We start from the raw sequence: 19116 nt of genomic DNA, 5'->3' as shown, positions 1-19116 counted from the left end.
AGTACTATTATATGTATTATGACGTTATAATACAAATTTGCTTTTCATTTATGAATCTGTCAGAAACCCCGAACATTTTTAACATAACAGAAAGATGTGGCGGTTTCCAGTATTGGAGGAGGTTTCGAATGGCATCATTAACATTTGACCATATCAAAAAAACATACGGCGCCCAATCGGCGGCAGTGAAGGATTTTCACTTAGATGTAAAAGATGAGGAGCTGCTGGTGCTTGTCGGGCCCTCCGGCTGCGGCAAATCTACGACACTCAGAATGATTGCCGGACTGGAGAGCATTTCTGAGGGGAAGCTTTATATCGATGGAGACGCGGTGAACGATCTGCCCCCGAAGGATCGCGATATCGCGATGGTTTTTCAGAATTACGCGCTGTATCCCCACATGACGGTGTTTGATAATATGGCGTTCGGTTTGAAGCTCAGAAAGCTGCCGAAAAAAGAAATCGCAGAGCGAGTCCGGACGGCCGCCGATATTTTGGAAATCGGGCATCTGCTCAAGCGGAAACCGAAGGCTCTTTCAGGCGGACAGCGGCAGCGGGTTGCGCTCGGCCGGTCGATCGTGCGGGAGCCGAAAGTGTTTCTGATGGACGAGCCGCTTTCCAACTTAGACGCGAAATTGCGAGTGACGATGCGCGCCGAAATCAGCAAGCTCCATCAGCGTTTGAAAGCGACCATCGTTTATGTGACGCATGATCAGACGGAAGCGATGACAATGGGCGACCGGATTGTCGTGATGAATGAAGGAGATATTCAGCAGGCCGCAAGCCCCCATGAGATTTATCATTATCCGGCGAATCTGTTTGTGGCGGGTTTTATCGGTTCTCCGAGTATGAATTTTATAAAAGGCGCCATTGAAGAAAGTCACGGGCAATGGTATTTTGCCGGTTCGTCCGTTCGTCTGCCCATTCCGAAAGAAAAAGCGGCCGTTCTTGTGCAGAAAGGATACAGAGGTAAGGAGATGATTGCGGGGCTGCGTCCGGAGCATTTGACGCTTGCCGGACAATCAGAGCACCCGCCTGAAGCGGTGTGCCGCGCTGTGGCGGAAGTATGTGAAAACTTAGGCGCGGAGATGTACGTTCATGCGGTGAGCGGAGATGACCGCATGACGATCCGTCTTGACGGCGCTTCACAGGTGAAACCCGGCGATGCCATTCTGCTTGCGGTCAATATGAACCGGGCCGTCTTTTTTGATGCCGACACTGAAAACGCCGTATATTGAAAAAGGGAGCCTGATGATCGGGGCTCCCTTATCACTTCTTATGATACGATTACCAGATTTCGTCCGCCCATTCCGGATGGTCGATAAACGGATTGCGGTTATGCTGATAGTCTTCGTAAATGATTTCGTTCCGCCGTTTTTCCTTACTGTCGACGGGGTCTTGTTGATTCCATTTGAGCAAAACGGACAGTTTCCCCATGTAAGGAGCTGAGCCGTTTCCGGTTTTATCATTCAGCTCAAGGTCAGGATACCCGTCGTCTCCTTCATAACGCACCGCCATGTAAAACAGCATGCGGGCGACGTCTCCTTTAACCTCATCGCGCGGCTCCCAGGAATCACCGTCGTAATAATTGCCCGGCGCTTTCGGGTATTCTGAGCCGCCGTTATCAAAATCCATATTTCCTCTGGCACTGTTCACCTGGACGTCTGCAGGGCGCAGATGATGAATGTCCGTCCCGGGGCCGGCAGCTGTTCCGAAGTTTCCGTGTGACTTTGCCCACACGTGTTCACGGTTCCAGTCCCCGACGCTGCCGCCGTTTTTACTTTTGGCCCGTGATTCCTGGGTGTAGAGCAAGATGACATTGTTCGGGTTTGCCGGATCTTCGTCAGTTTCCTTCAATGCATTCCATACTTGGCTGTAAGACAGCTTTGTATGTCCGCTGATGATGCGGTGCAGGGCGCTCTTTAAGGCCGTTCCGCTTTTTCCGGAAGCTTCTTTGTAATATGTGTCCGTATCCGCAGACGGAGTGATGACAGCTGAGGCAGTTTGCGGAAAAAGAGTTGTGCCGCCGGCAGTTGAAACCGCCATCCGGCTGTACAGATTCGTGTCAGCCGGCGCGCCCGCAGAGGCTGACGGCGCGGCCCATCCAAAAATGAAAAACAGGCAGACAATCGGCAGAAACCAAAGTTTTTTTGTCATGACTTGCCCTCCTTTACCTCTATTATCCAAAAAATAAATCTAATATTCTATCTTTTTTGAAAAATAGTTCCTTCGGCTTATTGGTCAAAGTATCCGGAAAATCATTGATTTTTTGGAAGATATGATAATGAACTCGTTATGCGCTCCTTCTATAATGAAGATCATCTTGTCAGTTTTTCAGTTTAAAAGGAGGGCGTGTATGGAACATCAGCAGCTTTCGTCGGCGAATATCGGGATTTCCGATGACATACAATGGCTGTCTCAATTCGGCGCTTCCGCTTCCGGCGGAGTGACGAGGCTTTTATATACGAAAGAATGGATGGACGCCCAGCTTGCCGTCAAAAAGAAAATGGAGGCGTTCGGGCTGGAAACGGCATTTGACGATGTCGGTAACGTGTTCGGCCGGCTGAGCGGCACAGAATCACCTGATGAGGTGATTCTGACCGGGTCGCATATTGACACCGTTATTGACGGCGGCAAATATGACGGTGCGTTCGGCGTGCTGGCGGGCATGCTGGCGATCCGGCATTTGCATGAGACGTGCGGGCGTCCGAAAAAAACGCTGGAGGCTGTGTCGCTCTGTGAAGAGGAAGGGAGCCGTTTTCCCATCACCTATTGGGGCTCAGGCAATATCACCGGTGCTTTCTCGCTTTCAGATGCGGAAACGCCGAAAGACGCGTCCGGCATTTCTCTGAAAGAAGCCATGCGGCAGAACGGCTTCGGTGCAGGCCGTTATCCAGCACCGCTGCGCACTGATATTAGTGCCTTTCTGGAAATTCATATTGAACAGGGGCAAACGCTTGAACGATCGGGAAGGGATATCGGGATTGTCACCGGGATTGCCGGACAGAGACGCTATACCGTTACGCTTGACGGTGAATGCAACCATGCCGGCACCACTTCAATGAAATGGCGGAAAGACCCGCTCGCGGCGGGAAGCAGCATTATCCACGAACTGATGCTCTCAGCGGAAAGACAGCCGGAAGAGCTCCGCCTGACGTGCGGGAAAATGACGGTTGAACCGAATATGGCGAATGTCATTCCGGGCCGTATCCAGTTTTCCGTTGATATTCGCCACCCGGAGGAAGACGTGCTGGCAGCCTTCCATCAGAAACTGGTATCGATTGTTGAAAACATCAGCCGCAGCAAAGGAGTCAGGCCCGTTATTGATGAATATATGAGGATAGAGCCGGTTCAAATGAATCAGACACTGACGCGAACCGCAGCGGAGGCTGCAAAAGAACAGGGGGCGGACCCGGAGAAAATCGTAAGCGGAGCGGGACATGACGCCCAGATGCTCGGCAGAACCTTTCCGGCCTGCATGCTGTTTGTGCCGAGCCGTGACGGAATCAGCCACTCGCCGCTTGAATTCACACCCGCACATCAGCTTGAAACCGGCGTCCTTACGCTGGCGAATGTATTACATAAACTTGCCTATTAACGTAAAGGGGGAATCGGCGTGCCGACCAGAAAAGAATTGTGCATTCCGCAAAGAACCATTATGACACCGGGACCGACAGAAGCTGAACCGAGAGTGCTGAGGGCGATGGGCGCTCCGATCATCGGCCAGTTTGACCCGGCATTTACCGGCATCATGAACGAAACGATGCAAATGCTCCGTGAATTGTTTCAAACGGAAAACCGCTGGGCCTATCCGATTGACGGCACATCAAGAGCGGGGATTGAGGCTGTTCTCGCAAGTGTGATAGAACCGGGCGACAGCGTGCTCGTTCCGATATACGGACGCTTCGGATACCTGCTGACTGAAATCGCCGAGCGGTACGGAGCGGACGTTCATACGATCGAGTGTGAATGGGGAACGGTCTTCCGGCCTGAAGAGATTATCAGCGAGATGAAAAAGATTTCCCCGAAAATCGTCGCTATGGTGCACGGAGAAACATCAACGGGGCGGATTCACCCGCTGAAAGAAATCGGGGAAGCGTGCCGCGCCCAAGACGCACTCTTTATCGTGGATGCCGTGGCCACGATCGGAGGCTGCGCCGTAAAAACGGATGAATGGAAGATTGACGCAGTCATCGGGGGAACGCAAAAATGCCTATCGGTCCCCTCCGGAATGGCTCCGATTACTTATAATGACCGGACGGCAGCTGTCATTGCCGCGCGTAAAAAGGTAGAACGGGGCATTGCGACGGCAGCTGACGGCAACATGCTGTCCGGTCATCGGCCGATTACGAGCAACTATTTTGATCTGAGCCAGCTCGAGGATTATTGGAGTGAAAGAAGGCTGAATCACCATACAGAAGCGACAGCAATGCTTTATGCGCTGCGGGAGGGTGTGCGTCTTGTCCTGGAAGAAGGACTTGAAGAACGGTTCCGCAGGCATCGGCGTCATGAAAAAGCGCTTACGGCGGGACTTGCAGCGATGGGACTTGATTTATTCGGCGATCCGGAGGCGAAGCTGCCTGTCGTCACATGCGTGAAGATTCCGCTGGAAGCAGACGGCGAATCGATCAGAAGGATGCTTTTGTCTCAATTCGGAATTGAAATCGCCAGCTCATTCGGTCCGCTGCAGGGGAAAATTTGGAGAATCGGAACGATGGGCTACAGCTGCAGAAAGGAAAATGTGCTGTTTGTGCTGGCCGGACTTGAAGCGGTTCTGATCAGACACGGTGTTGCCGTTAAAGCCGGGGAAGCGCTGCAGGCGGCCCTTAACATATATGATCTGCCGGCTGAAACCGGTGTGCTGTCATGAGACATGAAAACGAGATTGAAATCATCTGGACTTTTTCCCCTTTTCCCCGTTATACTGAATGGTATAAAAAATGACAAATATGGAATGATCATCCGTTTGTCTGGGGAGAAGGTAAGAAATCATGGCGTACATAGGCCGATTGTCAATTTTAATGCTGAATATGTTTATTGCGATGCTTGGAATCGGATTGATTATTCCGATTATGCCCACCTATATTACCGAATTCGGAGCGACGGGCAGCACGATGGGTCTGCTTGTTGCGGCGGCGGGGCTTACACAGCTTTTATTCGCGCCTATTGCCGGGGAAATAACCGACAAATACGGACGGCGGAAACTGATTATTTTCGGCATCGCCGCCTTTGCCGTGTCACAATTGATCTTCGCTTTTGCCGGAAGCCTGTGGCAATTGTTCGCATCCCGCCTTTTGGGCGGAATGGGCGCGGCGTTTTTAATGCCGTCAATGTTCGCTTACATAGCGGATATTACGACCGAAGAAGAACGCGGGAAAGGAATGGGGCTGTTCAGCGCGGCGATGACGCTCGGTGTCGTCATCGGGCCCGGTGTCGGAGGCTATTTGGTTCATTACGGCATGTCTGTGCCGTTCATCGTGTCTGCAAGTCTCGCCTGCTTTTCAACGGTGCTTTCATTTTTCTTTCTGCCTGAAACGCTGGGACGTGAAAAGCAGCTGGAAGCCCGGGCAAAAACGGAAAAACGTGAGCATCTGTTTAAGCAAATGTCACGCGCGCTCAAATCGCCGTTCGCGTTTATGCTGATTCTGGTTTTTGTGCTGAACTTCGGAATTATGAACTTTGAATCCGTTTTCGGCCTTTACGTTGACCATAAACACGGATTTAAAGCCTCTGATATTGCCTTTATTATTACGGCTGCGGGTCTCATCGGCGTGTTTGTGCAGGCGGTCGGCGTCAGTTATCTCGTCCGCAGGTTCGGGGAAAAGCGCGTCATTAACGTGACGTTGATCGGGGCTGCTGCAGGACTTGTGTGGTGCCGGTTTGCGGGTTCATATTGGGCCGTTTTTGCCGCGGCAATCTTTTTCCTGACGCTGACATCGCTGCTCCGGCCGGCCGTTAATACGATGCTGTCGAAGCTCGCCGGTGACCAGCAGGGGTTTGCCGGCGGGATGAACACCTCATTCATCAGCTTAGCGAATATCGCCGGACCGTCAGCCGCCGGTTTTCTCTTTGACGTAAATATGGAATTTCCGTATATGCTGGGAGCGGCCATTCTCGCCATCAGTTTTCTGGCCGCGCTTGGCTGGGGCAAAAAGACACAGACCCGGCCGTTCACGCAGCAAGGATAAGAATCAAAGCCTCCGTGTATCCGGAGGCTTTTTGCTATCTCATAGGGAGGAAAAAAATGAGTAGACTTAAAACCCTGTTTATTTTCATTTGCATACTGATCGTCACAACCTCTTGCGGTCTCATCCCAACTGGGAATGAAAAAGAGGAAAGAAGCAGCAATCAAAAGACTGTATTAAAGGATATTGACAATGCAAAATTTATTGTTGGTTTTTCTAACACTTTAGATAGGGGAAGTGAGATTGGGGTTTACGGTGAAGATGGTATTAAAATGGATAGCGTGGAATTGAAAGATGGTATAAATTTCACGATGTCTTCACATAACAAAAATAATACGTTCTTTCTATCAAATAGAAGCAATAATCACTTGATGATAGACAATAAAACCGGAAAAATAAACAAAATAAATGAAAAGAGTTTGTCAAAAACAACTGAGGATGAAGGTGCTTTCTTTATAAATAGTTCTGACGGTTATATCATCCATGACATTAACGTTGGATATACAGACAAAGGGCTGGAAAGTGAACTGGTATATTGGAAGGGGAACAGCCGAAAAAACAAGAAACAAATAAAGCTTGACGGAGAACTTGGATCAGCAATCGTCGCTAAAAATAAAATTTATGTTATTTCAAGTGATGAAGAAAGTATGTCCATCCTTTCAATTAACCCAGAGACAAATAAGCAAGAGAACAAGGCATCCATACCGAATAAAGGGATATACTTCATGGATGAAAAGGATGCATTCCAAGCTCTAGATGAAAATACATTTGTACTGGCAGTTAATGATAACGTGAATGAGAAAGAGAATTCTAAGCTCATATTAATAGACAGAGAGACTCTTAAGGAAAAAAAAGAAGTCGAGATGGAGAAAGGGTTTCATCCTGCAAAATTGAAAATATTAAAAGATAGCATCTTAGCTGTTTCTTTTGATGGGAAGCTGCAGATATTTGATAAAAAAATGGTTAAGAAAAACTCTTTCAATTTTTATGCGGGGGATGATAACAAATTAATGAATGATGTTCAATTCACTGACAGAGAGATGTATGTTTTACTCAAAAACTTTGATATCCAGCGCGATCAGAAGCTTGGAGACATCACGTCTTATGATTTGAAATCAGGCAAAAAGCTAAAAACAATCCCGCTAAAAGCAAACAAAGAGTGGGAAATTGCACGTTTTGAAATTTTAAAATAAGTTGAGATGATTAGATCAGCTCCAGTTACATTCTGCATATATTATACTCATCATTACCGGGAGATTCCAGCATGGTTCAGGTGTAAAGGGCAATAAGATAAGCGAAGGGATGGATTGACATAAATAGTATCAGGTACATATTGTATTTTGTGATTTCTTTCGTTTTACAACTTCTCTGGTTCTTCTTAGTAAAAGAAAATTCTAATGTAACTATACTAGACATGTTGATTATGTCTCTGTTATTCACATTATTTATGTTCATCTTAGATAAATTTCTCAAAAAAAAGCAGGCTGCATAGGGACTGCTTTTTTTGTTGTAGACTTAAAACTCAAACCAAGATTTATGATCAAGACGAATGAAATTTTGCGGTTTTATTGCGGATATACATAATTTTGGAAATGTTAGAATATTATATAAAAGGAGGAGTGGCCTTGTGAGTTCTGTTTTACCATCATCGGAGGTTGGCGTTAAGATTAATGAATGGTACAAAATGATACGTCAGTTCAGTGTTCCGGATGCGGAGATTTTGAAAGCGGAAGTGGAACAAGAAATAAATGAGATGGAAGAAGACGAATATCTACTGATTTACTACACCCTCATGAAATTCCGCCATCAGCTCATGCTGGATTATTTAGAACCGGTGACTACCCGTGTGAGACCGACAATTGACGAGCTGTTGGAAAAAATCGAAGCATCAAATAAAGGAATTTCCGGCCTGCTGTGCTATTATTCTTTATTTTTCCGCGGCATGTATGAATTTGATCAAAAGCAGTATGTAAAGGCGATCGGCTTTTATAGAGAGGCTGAAAAACAACTCGTTCATGTGCATGATGAAATTGAGAGAGCGGAGTTTCATTTTAAACTGGCTGAAGCATATTACGGTATGAAACAAAGCCACGTCTCTATGCATCACGTAAAGCAAGCGCTCGATATTTACGATCAGTATGAGTTGTATAAGGTCCGGAAAATTCAATGTCTATTTGTCGTATCAGGGAACTATGTAGACTTTAAACGTTATGAAAAAAGCTTGCCGCATTTAGAAAAAGCTTTAGAGTTGTCGAAACAAGTAAACAATAATGAAAGGCTGCTCAGTTCTGCTTATTACAACATAGGAAAGAATTACGGAGACTTAGAAGAATACAGTAAAGCTGAAATCTACTTAAAAAAAGCAGCGGAGATATCTGAAAAGTATAAATTGGGTAACCTTCCACATTCCTTGTTTACATACGCAAAGCTTCTATTTAAACAAGGGAAAACAAGCGAGGCGATTCAAATCAGCAAAAAGGGACTTTCATCAGCGATATTTCAAGGAGATAAGCTGTTTGAATCTCTGCAAAAATATTTGGAGGCTTTATATATTAATGCAATAGACCAAATAGGAATCAAAAAAACAATTGATTACCTTGAGAAACATAAAAACTATTCGTATGTAGAAGATATTGCTCTTGATACGGCTGCTGTTTATGCAGAGTCAAAGCAATATGACAAATCTTATTTTTATCATCAAAAAATGATTCAAACGCAAAAACAAATTCAGAGGGGAGAATGCCTGTATGAATTTTAGAAAAGGCGTATTTATCATTGTGTCGGCTGTCGTTTTAATGTCAGGGGTCGGTCTAGCAACATCGGCTGTTTCATTTGATGGATCATATCAAGTTTCGTCTGATCGTAATCAAACCTAAGAAGGAGAATGCCTGTATGAATTTTAAAAAAAGCATCTTCATTATTTTGGGTCTGTCGTTATCTTTAGTATGCGGATTGGGTGTGAACACAGTGGAAAAAACACATGATACCTTTCAAACTGCTTCGGATCGTTTTCAGACTTGAACAGCAAAAGCCTTTTCTTCGGGAAAGGCTTTTTTAGTTTAGATTAGAGTCTGCTGAAAATCATAACTAACGGCTGATGATGTCAATGGAAGCAGATGTTGATGGCAGCATTTTTTGAGAATTAAGCTGAATCAATCCCCCTTAAATAGGATGCGGGAGAACACCCGCATCCCTGTCTCTAACGATTCCTTAACCGATCAGCCGCTGCATTCTCAGCGCGAGCCGCAGGCGCATCGTCGTCTCCGGATCTTTTAAGCTTTTGCCGAGCAGTTCCTCGCATTTTTCTAAACGATAGATCACCGTATTTCGATGGACGTACAGGCGCTTAGCCGTTTCTGAAATCTGGCAGTGGGTCTCCAGGTAAACAGACAGCGTATGAAGCAGGCTCTGGTCCTCCTTTTGCCGGTCTGCCAGGCTTTGGAGGGTGGCTTCGTAAAACTTCTTCACATCTTCCGCCGGAAGCAGGCGGAGCAGCTCCGGCACGTCTTTGGCATGATAGATTTGAATAAACTCCGCGCTTCTGGACAAATGCCCGGATGAAATGGCGTCTGAAGCTTCAGTAAAAGCGTCAGGGACGTCGATCAGCTTTTGGCATATGTTTGAGATGCCGAAGGAGACAGTCCGTTTAAATTGCGTCCGGACCTGCTTTTGAAACTGCTCCAAAAAGCTGATGACAGACGCGTGCATTTCATTCCAGCTGTCTGTCGCTTCAATTAAAAGAATACCGACATTTCCTTTAATAAAGAGATGAGGGGGAAACGGAAAGGATGACAGCTCCCCTTCAAGCAGATCAAATACATGATCGGAAACGAGCTGATTTTCGGTAAAGCTGATCGTTTTCTCATTTCGGTCAAGCTTTCCGCAAATGCACATGTATTTCTGATCCCAGCGGAGCCGGAATTCTTTGGCGCGGCTTTTGATTTCTTCATGGCCGGTAAACGAGCGGTCGATGAAATTGCTGAAAAATTCATTGCGCGCCCGTCTGCTGAATTGTTTGACGGCATTTTCTTTCAGCAGTTCAAAGGAAATGACGTTAGCCGCCTGTTCAATAGTCAAAATCATGCCTTTATCAGCGGTCTGCACCAGATCAGGTATCACCAGATAACCGCAGTTTTTTTCAACATTCAGAATCGGCAGGACAGAATACGCCTTTCTGTCGGACAGCATGGAAAAGCAGGTGAAATAAGGCCCGGAAAGGGAATAACAGATGTTTTTCAATAAAGACGTGTCAATGGGTATGCGGTGGGACGATGATAAGAGTTTTGTATGCTGATCCAAAAGCAGCACGGGAAGCCGGAGAATGTCTGAGAGCTTCTTAAGCAGGGATTGCAGCCCTTTGCCGCTCATGATGTGGTTTGTGAATTTTTTATGGGCGTAAATGGCCTGCTGGAGCTCATTTGAACGCATATCAAGAATATGGCTCAGTGTGGCGTTGACGATATCTCCGAGCCTGATGTCTTCCGGCAGCTCAATAATCGGAAATTCATACCGGTCGGCAAGCTCCGCGGCATCTTTCGGAATGACATTAAGATAACGCTTCGTTTTGATCCCCAGTCCCGCGCAGCCCCGTTTTGCCATGAGGCGGATCAAATCTTTCAACAGCTCCGGGCGGTCCTTCAAGTGGTAAGCCGTCGTGACGAGCAATTCGTTTTTATGTAAAAAATCAGCGATGTCCGGCGCATCCATCATGTTGACGTGCTGCACCTCCCTCCAGCCGCCGGATCTGCCTGCGATTAATGCGGCCCGCTCATAAGCGGGAATCTTCATCACGTCATAAATGTTCATCAGTCAGTCTCCTTTCAGGTTCTAAAGACAACCATTGGTTAATATGAATAAAAATCATCAAAAATTATAGCGGTTTTACTGATGTATTACGATCATAGTAGCAGTAAACTGGCAATCATAGACGCATGTTGTGATAAAAACTGACAGAAAAATCGTCATCCTTACAGGGAGGAAGATAAAATGGCCTATGACGTAATTGTAAAGGGTGCGAAAGCTGTGCGAAAAGGCGGAACAGAGCGGGCTGATATCGCCGTCAAGGACGGGAAAATTGCCTTGATCGGACCCGGCATTGACGAAAACGCGGAACAAGTGGTGCAGGAGGACGGCATGTATGTGTTTCCGGGCGCGGTCGATTGTCACGTCCATTTCAATGAACCCGGCCGAGAAGAATGGGAAGGCATTGAAACCGGCTCAAACATGCTGGCTGCCGGCGGCTGTACGGCTTATTTTGATATGCCGCTTAACTGCATCCCTTCGACGGTAACTGCTGAAAACCTGCTGGCAAAGGCGGAAATCGCCGAACGGAAGTCAGCGGTTGATTTTGCGCTTTGGGGCGGTTTGATGCCCGGATATACCGAACATATCCGGCCGATGGCAGAAGCGGGGGCAATCGGGTTTAAAGCGTTTCTGTCTAAATCGGGAACGGATGAATTTCAATCAGCCGATGAACGGACTCTTTTAAAGGGAATGAAGGAAATCGCGGCGTGCGGCAAGATTTTGGCCCTGCACGCAGAAAGCGACGCCCTCACCCGATTCCTTGAAGCCGAGTACGCGCTCCAAGGGAAAATTGATGCCCGCGCTTACGCTTCCTCCCGTCCGGAAGAAGCCGAATGCGAGGCTGTGCAGCGGGCGATTGAATATGCAAGAGCGACGGGATGCGCGCTTCATTTTGTACATATCAGCACGAAACGGGCCGTGCTCTCCATTCAGCAGGCGAAAAAAGACGGATTGGATGTCACCGTTGAAACGTGTCCGCACTACTTATTATTCAGCTTTGAAGACTTCCTCAAAAAAGGGGCGGCCGCCAAATGCGCTCCGCCGCTCCGCTCAGAGGCTGATAAAGAGGAATTGATCGGGGTTTTGGCAGAGGGCCTGATTGATATGGTGTCTTCGGATCATTCTCCCTGTCATCCGTCTTTGAAACGCGAGGATAATATGTTTCTGTCGTGGGGCGGGATCAGCGGAGGCCAATTTACGCTTCTCGGCATGATTCAATTAGCGATCGATCATGGGATTCCGTTTGAACATGTGGCCCGATGGACGGCCGAAGCACCGGCCAAGCGCTTCGGTTTAACGAATAAAGGCCTGCTTGAAGAAGGATTTGACGCTGATTTTGCCATCGTCCGGCCGGAACCTTTTACCGTCACAAAAGAAACGATGTTTTCCAAACATAAGCAAAGCCTGTATGAAGGCCGCACCTTTCCATACCGAATTGCTGCGACCTACAGCAAGGGACGCTGTGTGTATCAGGATGGCGGCCGTAAGCAGAGCGGGGCTTTCGGAACATTCCTGAAGCCTTCTGAAATAAAAGAGCCGATTCTCTGATGAGAATCGGTTTTTTTTGTCGTTTGGAAAGCGGGTCTCGTGGTATCTTTTTATAAAAAGGAGTAAAACACATTGTATGACCAAATCTTGAACATATTAACGGCATCCTGGTCGCCCAAGACTAGTACAAAATGGACGGAAGATTGCCCGGCCAAAGGCCAGTGCGGCGTGACGGCTTTAGTCATCCAAGATGTTTACGGCGGTGACATTCTCAAAACAAAAACCGGCACAAGCTGGCATTTTTATAACCGGATAGACGGGGAGATATATGATTTCACGAGCGGTCAGTTTTCAGAGCCGATCGTCTATCAGCACATTCTTTCATCCAGGGATGAGGCATTTTCGGACACCAATGAACATCAATACCGGTTCCTGAAAAGTGCATTCAGAAAAAACATGGAAACGGAAAGAGAAAAACACCTGTGATAAACTAGAGTGAGAGGTGAAGGATTGTGATTTATATCGGACTGACGGGGTGGGGGGATCATGACAGCATCTATCCGCCTAAAACAGCGGGCCCGCAAAAACTGCAGGCGTATTCCTCTCATTTTCCCATCGTTGAGCTGGACGCGAGCTTTTACGCGATACAGCCCGCCCGCAATAATGAAAGATGGGTCAAAGAGACGCCGGAATCTTTTCAATTTGTCATTAAGGCATATCAAGGAATGACGGGCCATCAGCGCGGCGATATTCCCTATGAATCGAAGGAAGAAATGTTTGAGGCGTTTAAGCTGTCATTATCGCCGTATATAGAGCATGGAAAGCTTGCCATGGTGCTGTTCCAATTCCCGCCGTGGTTTGACTGCAAGAAAGAAAACGTCGCATATTTAAGATGGTGCAGGCAGCAGATGGGCGATATCCCGTGCGCGCTTGAATTCCGCAACCGGTCTTGGTTTTCCCCGCCATTTTATGAACAGACGCTTTCCTTTATGAAGGAGGAAGGCTGGATTCACAGCATATGTGACGAGCCGCAAATCGGCGAGGGCAGCATTCCGACCGTCCTGAAAGCAACGGATGAAGAAAAAACGCTTGTCCGTTTTCACGGGCGGAACAAGCAGGGCTGGATCAAACCAGACGGCGGACAAAACTGGCGTGAGGTCAGATATTTATACCGCTATAACAAACAGGAGCTCAAAGATTGGAAAAACAATCTTCAGGTGCTGAAAAAACAGTCGCGCAATCTGTATGTGCTCTTCAATAATAACTCAGGCGGAGACGCCGCCGATAACGGGCTTGAGATGCTTGAAATGTTAAATATCTCATATACCGGGCTTGCTCCGAAGCAGCTCGACCTATTCAGCTAGAAAAGAGGTTTCAAGACACATGTCTTATCTTATTTTGATCATATTAGGATTTATCGCGGGAACGGTCGGCAGCCTGATCGGGCTTGGGGGAGGAATTATCATCGTGCCGGCAATGCTCTATTTAAGCACGATGACTCCGTTTTTCCATGACGTAACACCGCAGACTGCCATCGGCACGTCCCTTTTGGTGATTATTTTTACGGGCCTGTCATCAACTCTGGCCTATATGAAATATAAAACCGTTGATTACAAAAGCGGACTGATCTTTTTTATCGGTTCCGGCCCGGGAAGCATCATCGGCGCGTATTTGTCTAAACTTTTTAATGCGCATACGTTTTCCGTCTGGTTCGGACTTTTTATGATTTTGATTTCCATTACATTAATGCTGAAGGCGAAAGCAAAACCGGTCAATAAAGCGCATAAAGGCATGATCCGGACATATGAGGATGAATCGGGTGAGCTTTATACATATTCGTACCGTATTTTCACCGGTATCGTGATTGCCTTTTTCGTCGGTTTATTGGGCGGTCTTTTCGGCATTGGCGGCGGCTCTCTTATGGTTCCGGCCATGATGCTGTTATTTTTGTTCCCGCCGAAAGTGGCTGTGGCGACGTCAATGCTCATTATTTTCTTATCCTCCGTGACGGGTTCCGTGTCACATATCGCAGAGGGCCATGTCAATTGGCTGTATGCGCTGTGCCTCGTTCCGGGCGCGTGGTTCGGCGGCAAAATGGGCGCGTGGGTCAATAAGCGGGTGCAGACGAAAACGATCGTGCTTTTCATGCGGGTCGTCTTGATTTTGATCGGCTGTGAATTGATTTATCAAGGGATATTCAGCTAAAAGGTAGGAGAGATGGTATGTTAGAGAAGCTCCGTTTATATCATACGAATGATTTGCACAGCCATTTCGAAAATTGGCCGAAAATCGTACATTATATTGAGCAGAAGAGAAATGAACATGAAAAAGACGGGGAGGAAACACTCGTATTCGACATCGGCGATCATATGGACCGATTCCAAATGATAACGGAAGCGACCTTCGGCAAAGCGAATGTCGACTTGTTAAACCGGCTTGAGATCGATGCGGCTGCCGTCGGGAATAATGAAGGAATTACGCTGCCTCACGATGAGCTGGCGGATTTATATACCCATGCCGCGTTTCCCGTCATTGTGTCCAACCTGTTTGACGCGGATGGACAGCGCCCGGAATGGGCCGAGCCCTACGTGATCAAAACGCTGAAAAATGGGATGACCGCCGGCATACTCGGCGTCACGGTGCCGTATTATCCCGTCTATCAAAAACTAGGCTGGACGGTGACGGATGCGGAAAAAAGCATTCAAGAATCACTTGACGATATCAAGGGCAAAGCGGACATCATTATTCTGCTTTCTCATTTAGGCCTGATCGATGACCGGGCCGCAGCGGAAAAATTTCCCGATATCGATGTCATTCTTGAATCACATACGCACCACCTTCTTGAGGACGGACAAGACATAAACGGCGTATTGCTGGCATGTGCGGAGAAATACGGGAACTATGTCGGCTGTGTCGAGCTGACGATAGAAAGTGAATCACGAACCATTGTCAGCAAACAGGCATCTGTACAGAAAATGGCTGATTGGCAAGGGGAATGTGAAGATACGGCGGCTTTTCTGAAAGAGAAAGAACGGGAAGCGGAAAACCTGCTCTCCGAACAAGTCGCCAACCTGAATGAAGAAGCCGGCGTGAAGTGGTTTGAGGAATCGCCCCTCCCGCTTCTATTAGCCGAAGCGCTGAAAAGCTGGTGCGGCTGTGAAGTCAGCATGGTGAATTCAGGCGTCATTTTGGGGCCTTTACAGAAGGGGCCTGTCACAAAGCTTGATCTGCACCGTATCTGCCCTCATCCGATCAATCCGGTGGCCGTTCGTCTTTCAGGCAGAGAACTTCAGGAAACAATCAGCCAGGCCGCCTCGGAACAAATGGAGCAGCTGCGGATAAAAGGCCTCGGCTTCCGCGGGGAAGTGATGGGCAGGATGGTATATGCCGGAGCGGAGGCAGAGGCCGGCATTCTTGAAGACGGTGTGACGCATCTCCTCAATGTGAAAGTGAACGGAGAAGAGATTGATCCGGAGCGGATATACTCGGTTGCCGTTCTCGATATGTTTACACTCGGAAAGCTGTTCCCTTACATCCGCGATTCAAAAGAAAAGCAATACTTTATGCCGGAGTTTTTAAGGGATCTGCTCGCCTGGAAGCTCGCGCAGCAGCCGTAATGTCATGTAGCTGCCCGCCGTTCCATTTCACCCGAATGAGTGAAAGCGGGACTTTTTAAGAGCAAAAATAAAATACTATGTCCCCTCTTACAAGCATACATTGTGATATGTAAGGGGGGATTTTTCTTGCCTAGATACCGGAGCGCTCTTCGCAAGAGAGGGCCTTTGCCTTTTCGATATGTGCTTCTTCTGTCGTTTGCTTTTTTTATCATATCGACGGTCATCAGCCTTTGGATGATCAACTCCTCAATCAAACCGGTGCTGATGAACATAGGAGAAATGGAAACCAAACGGGTGGCGACAGAGGTCATTACGGAATCCATTGAAGAATACATGTCTCACAGCGACAATGTGAAAGATATGGTCGATATGAAAACGGATGAAAACGGAAAAGTCACAACGATGGATTTTAATACACAAATGGTCAACAGTATGAAGGCGAAAGTGACAAAGCAGCTTCAGGCTCATCTGAAGGAAGCGGAGTCGAACAATAAGCAGCGTGAAACGGAAAAAGGCGCGAAAACGGCCGATGAAATTATGATCGATATTCCCTTAGGGCAGGTCACAGGAAACAGCATTCTCGGAAATCTGGGGCCGAAAATCCCCGTGCGCTTTAACCTGATCGGTGATGCGTTAACTGATGTGAAAACAAAAATAAAGCCGTACGGCATTAACAATGCCCTGATCGATATCAGTATTTTTGTGGAAATAAAAGTGAAGGTCATTATTCCGTTTGCCAGTAAGACATCAGTCGTGACAAATAATATTCCGGTCTCCATTAAAGCGATTCAAGGAGAGGTGCCGCAGTTTTATAACGGAAGCGGCGGGTCAGGTGTGACGCCTTCCGTCCAGCTGCCGAGTGAAAAACAGAAGAAAGATAAATAAAAACACACAGCCGCAATCTTTCCCGGCGGCTGTGTGTTTACTTTTTCCTGCGGATTTCTTTACGTTCCCATGCCCTTAAATGAGGATACGGATCAAAAGACCATTCCGATCTGCCGTTATCTTTATACATCCCGTAGTGAAGATGCGGCGGAAATTTTCCCGCGGTGCCCGGCGGTCCGTATCCGGAACTGCCGACAGAGCCGATCACCTCTCCGGGTTTGACGATCTGGCCTTTATGCACACCTTTTGCAAAGCCGTTCAGGTGAGCGAAGTAGTGATACGTGTTATTGATATCCCTGATACCGATTCTCCAGCCGCCGAAACGGTTCCAGCCCTTCATTTCAACAATACCGTAGCAGGTTGATCTGACGGGGAGCCCGTAATGAGCGAACAGATCCGTTCCTTCGTGAATCCGGCGCCCGCCGAAACCCCGTGCGGCGCCCCATGTGCTGCGGTAGCTGTAATCCGTCTTCACGGGAAGCGGAAAAGCGTGCTCTCCGAGATCAAGGCGGCCGAACGTTTTAAACAGTGTCATGAATTCGGTGATAATGCCGACCGTCTGATCGCGGCGGTAATAATTCCAGAGACCGATGCGGATATGGTCAAGATCGGTTCCGAATCCCGCTAAATACTGAGCAAATGTATAAAGGATATCCTCATCATTGCTTACCTCGGCTTTTCCGTCGCCGTCGCCGTCCAGGCCGATCCCGTCAAATACTTTAATGCTGAGAGGCGCATCGTCCTTAGGATTTGGATTTTCAGGGCCGCTCCACAAATGATCCGGAATATAAATGCTGATGATTCCCGCTTTTTCCGGCAGATCCTTTCGGTTTGAGCGGACATTTTCTTCATATTGATCAACTGCCGCAAGCACATACCAAGGAATCTGCGTGACTGCTTCGGCTTTGCGGTACAACTGCATCCGTTCGCCGTAAACAGGAGCCGATTGTTCTTTCCCGCTTGCAGCCGGACAGAAAACTGATAAAAGGAGAAGAGCAGATAACAGAACTTTCACAACATGATCTCCTTTCAGGATTGAATACAAATAGTTTGCGGCAACAATCCGAGAAAATGTAAGTAATTCTCTTCCCTTGTCGAGAAATTTTTCCTATGTTAAAGTGACTATTGAATAGAAATCCGCAAGTTTTATATCCATCGTGAAATAGAAATTTTTCGCACACGAACATGAATAAAGGGATAATGGAGATGATGGGGAAATGGCAAAGAAAGACGAGCATCTGAGAAAGCCGGAATGGCTCAAAATAAAGCTGAACACGAATGAAAACTATACGGGTCTGAAAAAATTAATGCGTGAAAATAATCTGCATACCGTATGTGAAGAAGCAAAATGCCCGAACATCCATGAATGCTGGGCTGTCAGACGTACGGCGACGTTCATGATTCTCGGTTCCGTCTGTACGAGAGCATGCCGCTTCTGCGCTGTAAAAACGGGTCTGCCGACCGAGCTGGATCTGCAGGAACCGGAACGCGTAGCTGATTCCGTCGCGCTGATGAATTTAAAACACGCCGTCATCACGGCCGTAGCGCGTGATGATCAGAAAGACGGCGGAGCAGGCGTCTTTGCGGAAACGGTCCGGGCGATCCGCAGAAAAAGTCCGTTCACGACAATTGAAGTGCTGCCATCCGATATGGGCGGAAATTACGACAACCTGAAAACATTAATGGATACCCGTCCTGATATTCTGAACCACAACATTGAAACCGTCCGCCGCCTGACACCGAGAGTCCGGGCCCGCGCAACATATGACCGTTCTTTGGAATTCTTGCGCCGTGCGAAAGAAATGCAGCCTGACATCCCGACGAAATCAAGCATTATGATCGGTCTCGGCGAAACGAAGGAAGAAATTATTGAAGTGATGGACGACCTGCTTGCGAACAATGTCGACATCATGGCGATCGGCCAATACCTGCAGCCGTCGAAAAAACATTTAAAAGTCCAAAAATATTATCATCCGGACGAATTTGCCGAACTGAAAGAAATCGCGATGCAAAAAGGCTTCAGTCACTGTGAAGCAGGCCCGCTTGTCCGTTCTTCCTACCATGCGGATGAACAAGTGAACGAAGCGTCTAAAAAACGCCAGGCCCAAGCATAAGATAAGCCGAAAAAACCCAAAACGCCG

Annotated in this window: 17 protein-coding genes; 14 read left to right on the top strand and 3 right to left on the bottom strand. The window is 47.5% G+C overall.

Annotated elements, in window-relative coordinates; genetic code table 11:
- The first annotated feature begins 128 nt into the window (after nucleotides 1-128).
- A complete protein-coding gene (locus V7728_RS00770) occupies nucleotides 129-1235 on the top strand; it encodes an ABC transporter ATP-binding protein (RefSeq protein WP_099567069.1) in 1107 nt (368 codons plus the stop codon).
- Nucleotides 1236-1284: 49 nt separating this feature from the next.
- On the opposite strand, the gene V7728_RS00765 is transcribed toward V7728_RS00770, so the two are convergent.
- Nucleotides 1285-2154 (bottom strand): endonuclease I family protein, encoded by an 870-nt coding sequence (locus tag V7728_RS00765; protein WP_007410107.1) that lies wholly within the window; start codon nucleotides 2152-2154, stop codon nucleotides 1285-1287.
- Between the two features lie 199 nt (nucleotides 2155-2353).
- On the opposite strand from V7728_RS00765, the gene allC reads away from it, so the two are divergent.
- From allC to V7728_RS00735, 6 genes are all read left to right on the top strand, one after another.
- Nucleotides 2354-3595: an allantoate deiminase gene (allC, locus tag V7728_RS00760; protein WP_099567068.1), complete on the top strand. Its 1242-nt coding sequence runs from the start codon at nucleotides 2354-2356 to the stop codon at nucleotides 3593-3595.
- A gap of 60 nt (nucleotides 3596-3655) precedes the next feature.
- Nucleotides 3656-4867: a pyridoxal-phosphate-dependent aminotransferase family protein gene (locus tag V7728_RS00755; RefSeq protein ID WP_373467134.1), complete on the top strand. Its 1212-nt coding sequence runs from the start codon at nucleotides 3656-3658 to the stop codon at nucleotides 4865-4867.
- A gap of 121 nt (nucleotides 4868-4988) precedes the next feature.
- A complete protein-coding gene (locus tag V7728_RS00750; RefSeq protein WP_071181963.1) occupies nucleotides 4989-6185 on the top strand; it encodes an MFS transporter in 1197 nt (398 codons plus the stop codon).
- A 56-nt stretch (nucleotides 6186-6241) separates the two neighbouring features.
- Nucleotides 6242-7375: a hypothetical protein gene (locus V7728_RS00745; RefSeq protein WP_099567066.1), complete on the top strand. Its 1134-nt coding sequence runs from the start codon at nucleotides 6242-6244 to the stop codon at nucleotides 7373-7375.
- A 119-nt stretch (nucleotides 7376-7494) separates the two neighbouring features.
- A complete protein-coding gene (locus V7728_RS00740) occupies nucleotides 7495-7674 on the top strand; it encodes a hypothetical protein (RefSeq protein ID WP_007410112.1) in 180 nt (59 codons plus the stop codon).
- A gap of 135 nt (nucleotides 7675-7809) precedes the next feature.
- Nucleotides 7810-8940 (top strand): Rap family tetratricopeptide repeat protein, encoded by a 1131-nt coding sequence (locus tag V7728_RS00735; RefSeq protein WP_099567065.1) that lies wholly within the window; start codon nucleotides 7810-7812, stop codon nucleotides 8938-8940.
- Between the two features lie 452 nt (nucleotides 8941-9392).
- On the opposite strand, the gene V7728_RS00730 is transcribed toward V7728_RS00735, so the two are convergent.
- Nucleotides 9393-10988 (bottom strand): PucR family transcriptional regulator, encoded by a 1596-nt coding sequence (locus V7728_RS00730; protein ID WP_099567064.1) that lies wholly within the window; start codon nucleotides 10986-10988, stop codon nucleotides 9393-9395.
- A 180-nt stretch (nucleotides 10989-11168) separates the two neighbouring features.
- Here V7728_RS00730 and V7728_RS00725 point away from each other — a divergent pair, with 180 nt between their 5' ends.
- The 6 genes from V7728_RS00725 (at nucleotide 11169) to yunB (ending at nucleotide 16975) form a co-directional block, all read left to right on the top strand.
- Nucleotides 11169-12533, top strand: a complete 1365-nt coding sequence (locus tag V7728_RS00725; protein ID WP_099567063.1) for an allantoinase — start codon at nucleotides 11169-11171, stop codon at nucleotides 12531-12533.
- A 72-nt stretch (nucleotides 12534-12605) separates the two neighbouring features.
- Entirely contained in the window at nucleotides 12606-12959 is a 354-nt protein-coding gene (locus V7728_RS00720) for a YunG family protein (protein ID WP_043020737.1), read from the top strand.
- A 26-nt stretch (nucleotides 12960-12985) separates the two neighbouring features.
- The gene (locus V7728_RS00715) at nucleotides 12986-13837 is read left to right on the top strand and encodes a DUF72 domain-containing protein (RefSeq protein WP_015240515.1); all 852 of its coding nucleotides are present in this window, start codon (nucleotides 12986-12988) and stop codon (nucleotides 13835-13837) included.
- A gap of 19 nt (nucleotides 13838-13856) precedes the next feature.
- Nucleotides 13857-14678: a sulfite exporter TauE/SafE family protein gene (locus V7728_RS00710; RefSeq protein ID WP_007613562.1), complete on the top strand. Its 822-nt coding sequence runs from the start codon at nucleotides 13857-13859 to the stop codon at nucleotides 14676-14678.
- 17 nt (nucleotides 14679-14695) lie between these two features.
- On the top strand, nucleotides 14696-16090 hold the full coding sequence (locus tag V7728_RS00705) for a bifunctional metallophosphatase/5'-nucleotidase (RefSeq protein ID WP_059367896.1): 1395 nt from the start codon (nucleotides 14696-14698) through the stop codon (nucleotides 16088-16090).
- A gap of 126 nt (nucleotides 16091-16216) precedes the next feature.
- The gene (yunB, locus tag V7728_RS00700) at nucleotides 16217-16975 is read left to right on the top strand and encodes a sporulation protein YunB (RefSeq protein WP_032869768.1); all 759 of its coding nucleotides are present in this window, start codon (nucleotides 16217-16219) and stop codon (nucleotides 16973-16975) included.
- A gap of 37 nt (nucleotides 16976-17012) precedes the next feature.
- On the opposite strand, the gene lytH is transcribed toward yunB, so the two are convergent.
- Nucleotides 17013-17990, bottom strand: a complete 978-nt coding sequence (gene lytH, locus V7728_RS00695; protein WP_032876720.1) for an L-Ala--D-Glu endopeptidase — start codon at nucleotides 17988-17990, stop codon at nucleotides 17013-17015.
- 202 nt (nucleotides 17991-18192) lie between these two features.
- On the opposite strand from lytH, the gene lipA reads away from it, so the two are divergent.
- Nucleotides 18193-19089 carry a lipoyl synthase gene (gene lipA, locus V7728_RS00690; protein ID WP_003151923.1) on the top strand — a complete coding sequence of 299 codons (897 nt, stop codon included), beginning with the start codon at nucleotides 18193-18195 and terminating at the stop codon, nucleotides 19087-19089.
- The last annotated feature ends 27 nt before the right edge of the window (nucleotides 19090-19116 follow it).

The sequence above is a fragment of the Bacillus sp. JHAA genome (genome assembly GCF_036961585.1).
In the GTDB taxonomy this organism is placed as follows: domain Bacteria; phylum Bacillota; class Bacilli; order Bacillales; family Bacillaceae; genus Bacillus; species Bacillus velezensis.
The sequence above is the reverse complement of the archived record's forward strand: the minus strand, read 5'-3'. Positions and strand labels throughout refer to the sequence as shown.

Bases quoted from the DNA above. Each gene is read 5' to 3' on its own strand.
- V7728_RS00710 (WP_007613562.1), top strand. From the start codon at position 13,857: ATGTCTTATCTTATTTTGATCATATTAGGATTTATCGCGGGAACGGTC.
- V7728_RS00725 (WP_099567063.1), top strand. From the start codon at position 11,169: ATGGCCTATGACGTAATTGTAAAGGGTGCGAAAGCTGTGCGAAAAGGC.
- V7728_RS00705 (WP_059367896.1), top strand. From the start codon at position 14,696: ATGTTAGAGAAGCTCCGTTTATATCATACGAATGATTTGCACAGCCAT.
- lipA (WP_003151923.1), top strand. From the start codon at position 18,193: ATGGCAAAGAAAGACGAGCATCTGAGAAAGCCGGAATGGCTCAAAATA.
- V7728_RS00755 (WP_373467134.1), top strand. From the start codon at position 3,656: ATGACACCGGGACCGACAGAAGCTGAACCGAGAGTGCTGAGGGCGATG.
- V7728_RS00730 (WP_099567064.1), bottom strand. From the start codon at position 10,988: ATGAACATTTATGACGTGATGAAGATTCCCGCTTATGAGCGGGCCGCA.
- V7728_RS00770 (WP_099567069.1), top strand. From the start codon at position 129: ATGGCATCATTAACATTTGACCATATCAAAAAAACATACGGCGCCCAA.
- V7728_RS00765 (WP_007410107.1), bottom strand. From the start codon at position 2,154: ATGACAAAAAAACTTTGGTTTCTGCCGATTGTCTGCCTGTTTTTCATT.
- V7728_RS00745 (WP_099567066.1), top strand. From the start codon at position 6,242: ATGAGTAGACTTAAAACCCTGTTTATTTTCATTTGCATACTGATCGTC.
- allC (WP_099567068.1), top strand. From the start codon at position 2,354: ATGGAACATCAGCAGCTTTCGTCGGCGAATATCGGGATTTCCGATGAC.
- V7728_RS00750 (WP_071181963.1), top strand. From the start codon at position 4,989: ATGGCGTACATAGGCCGATTGTCAATTTTAATGCTGAATATGTTTATT.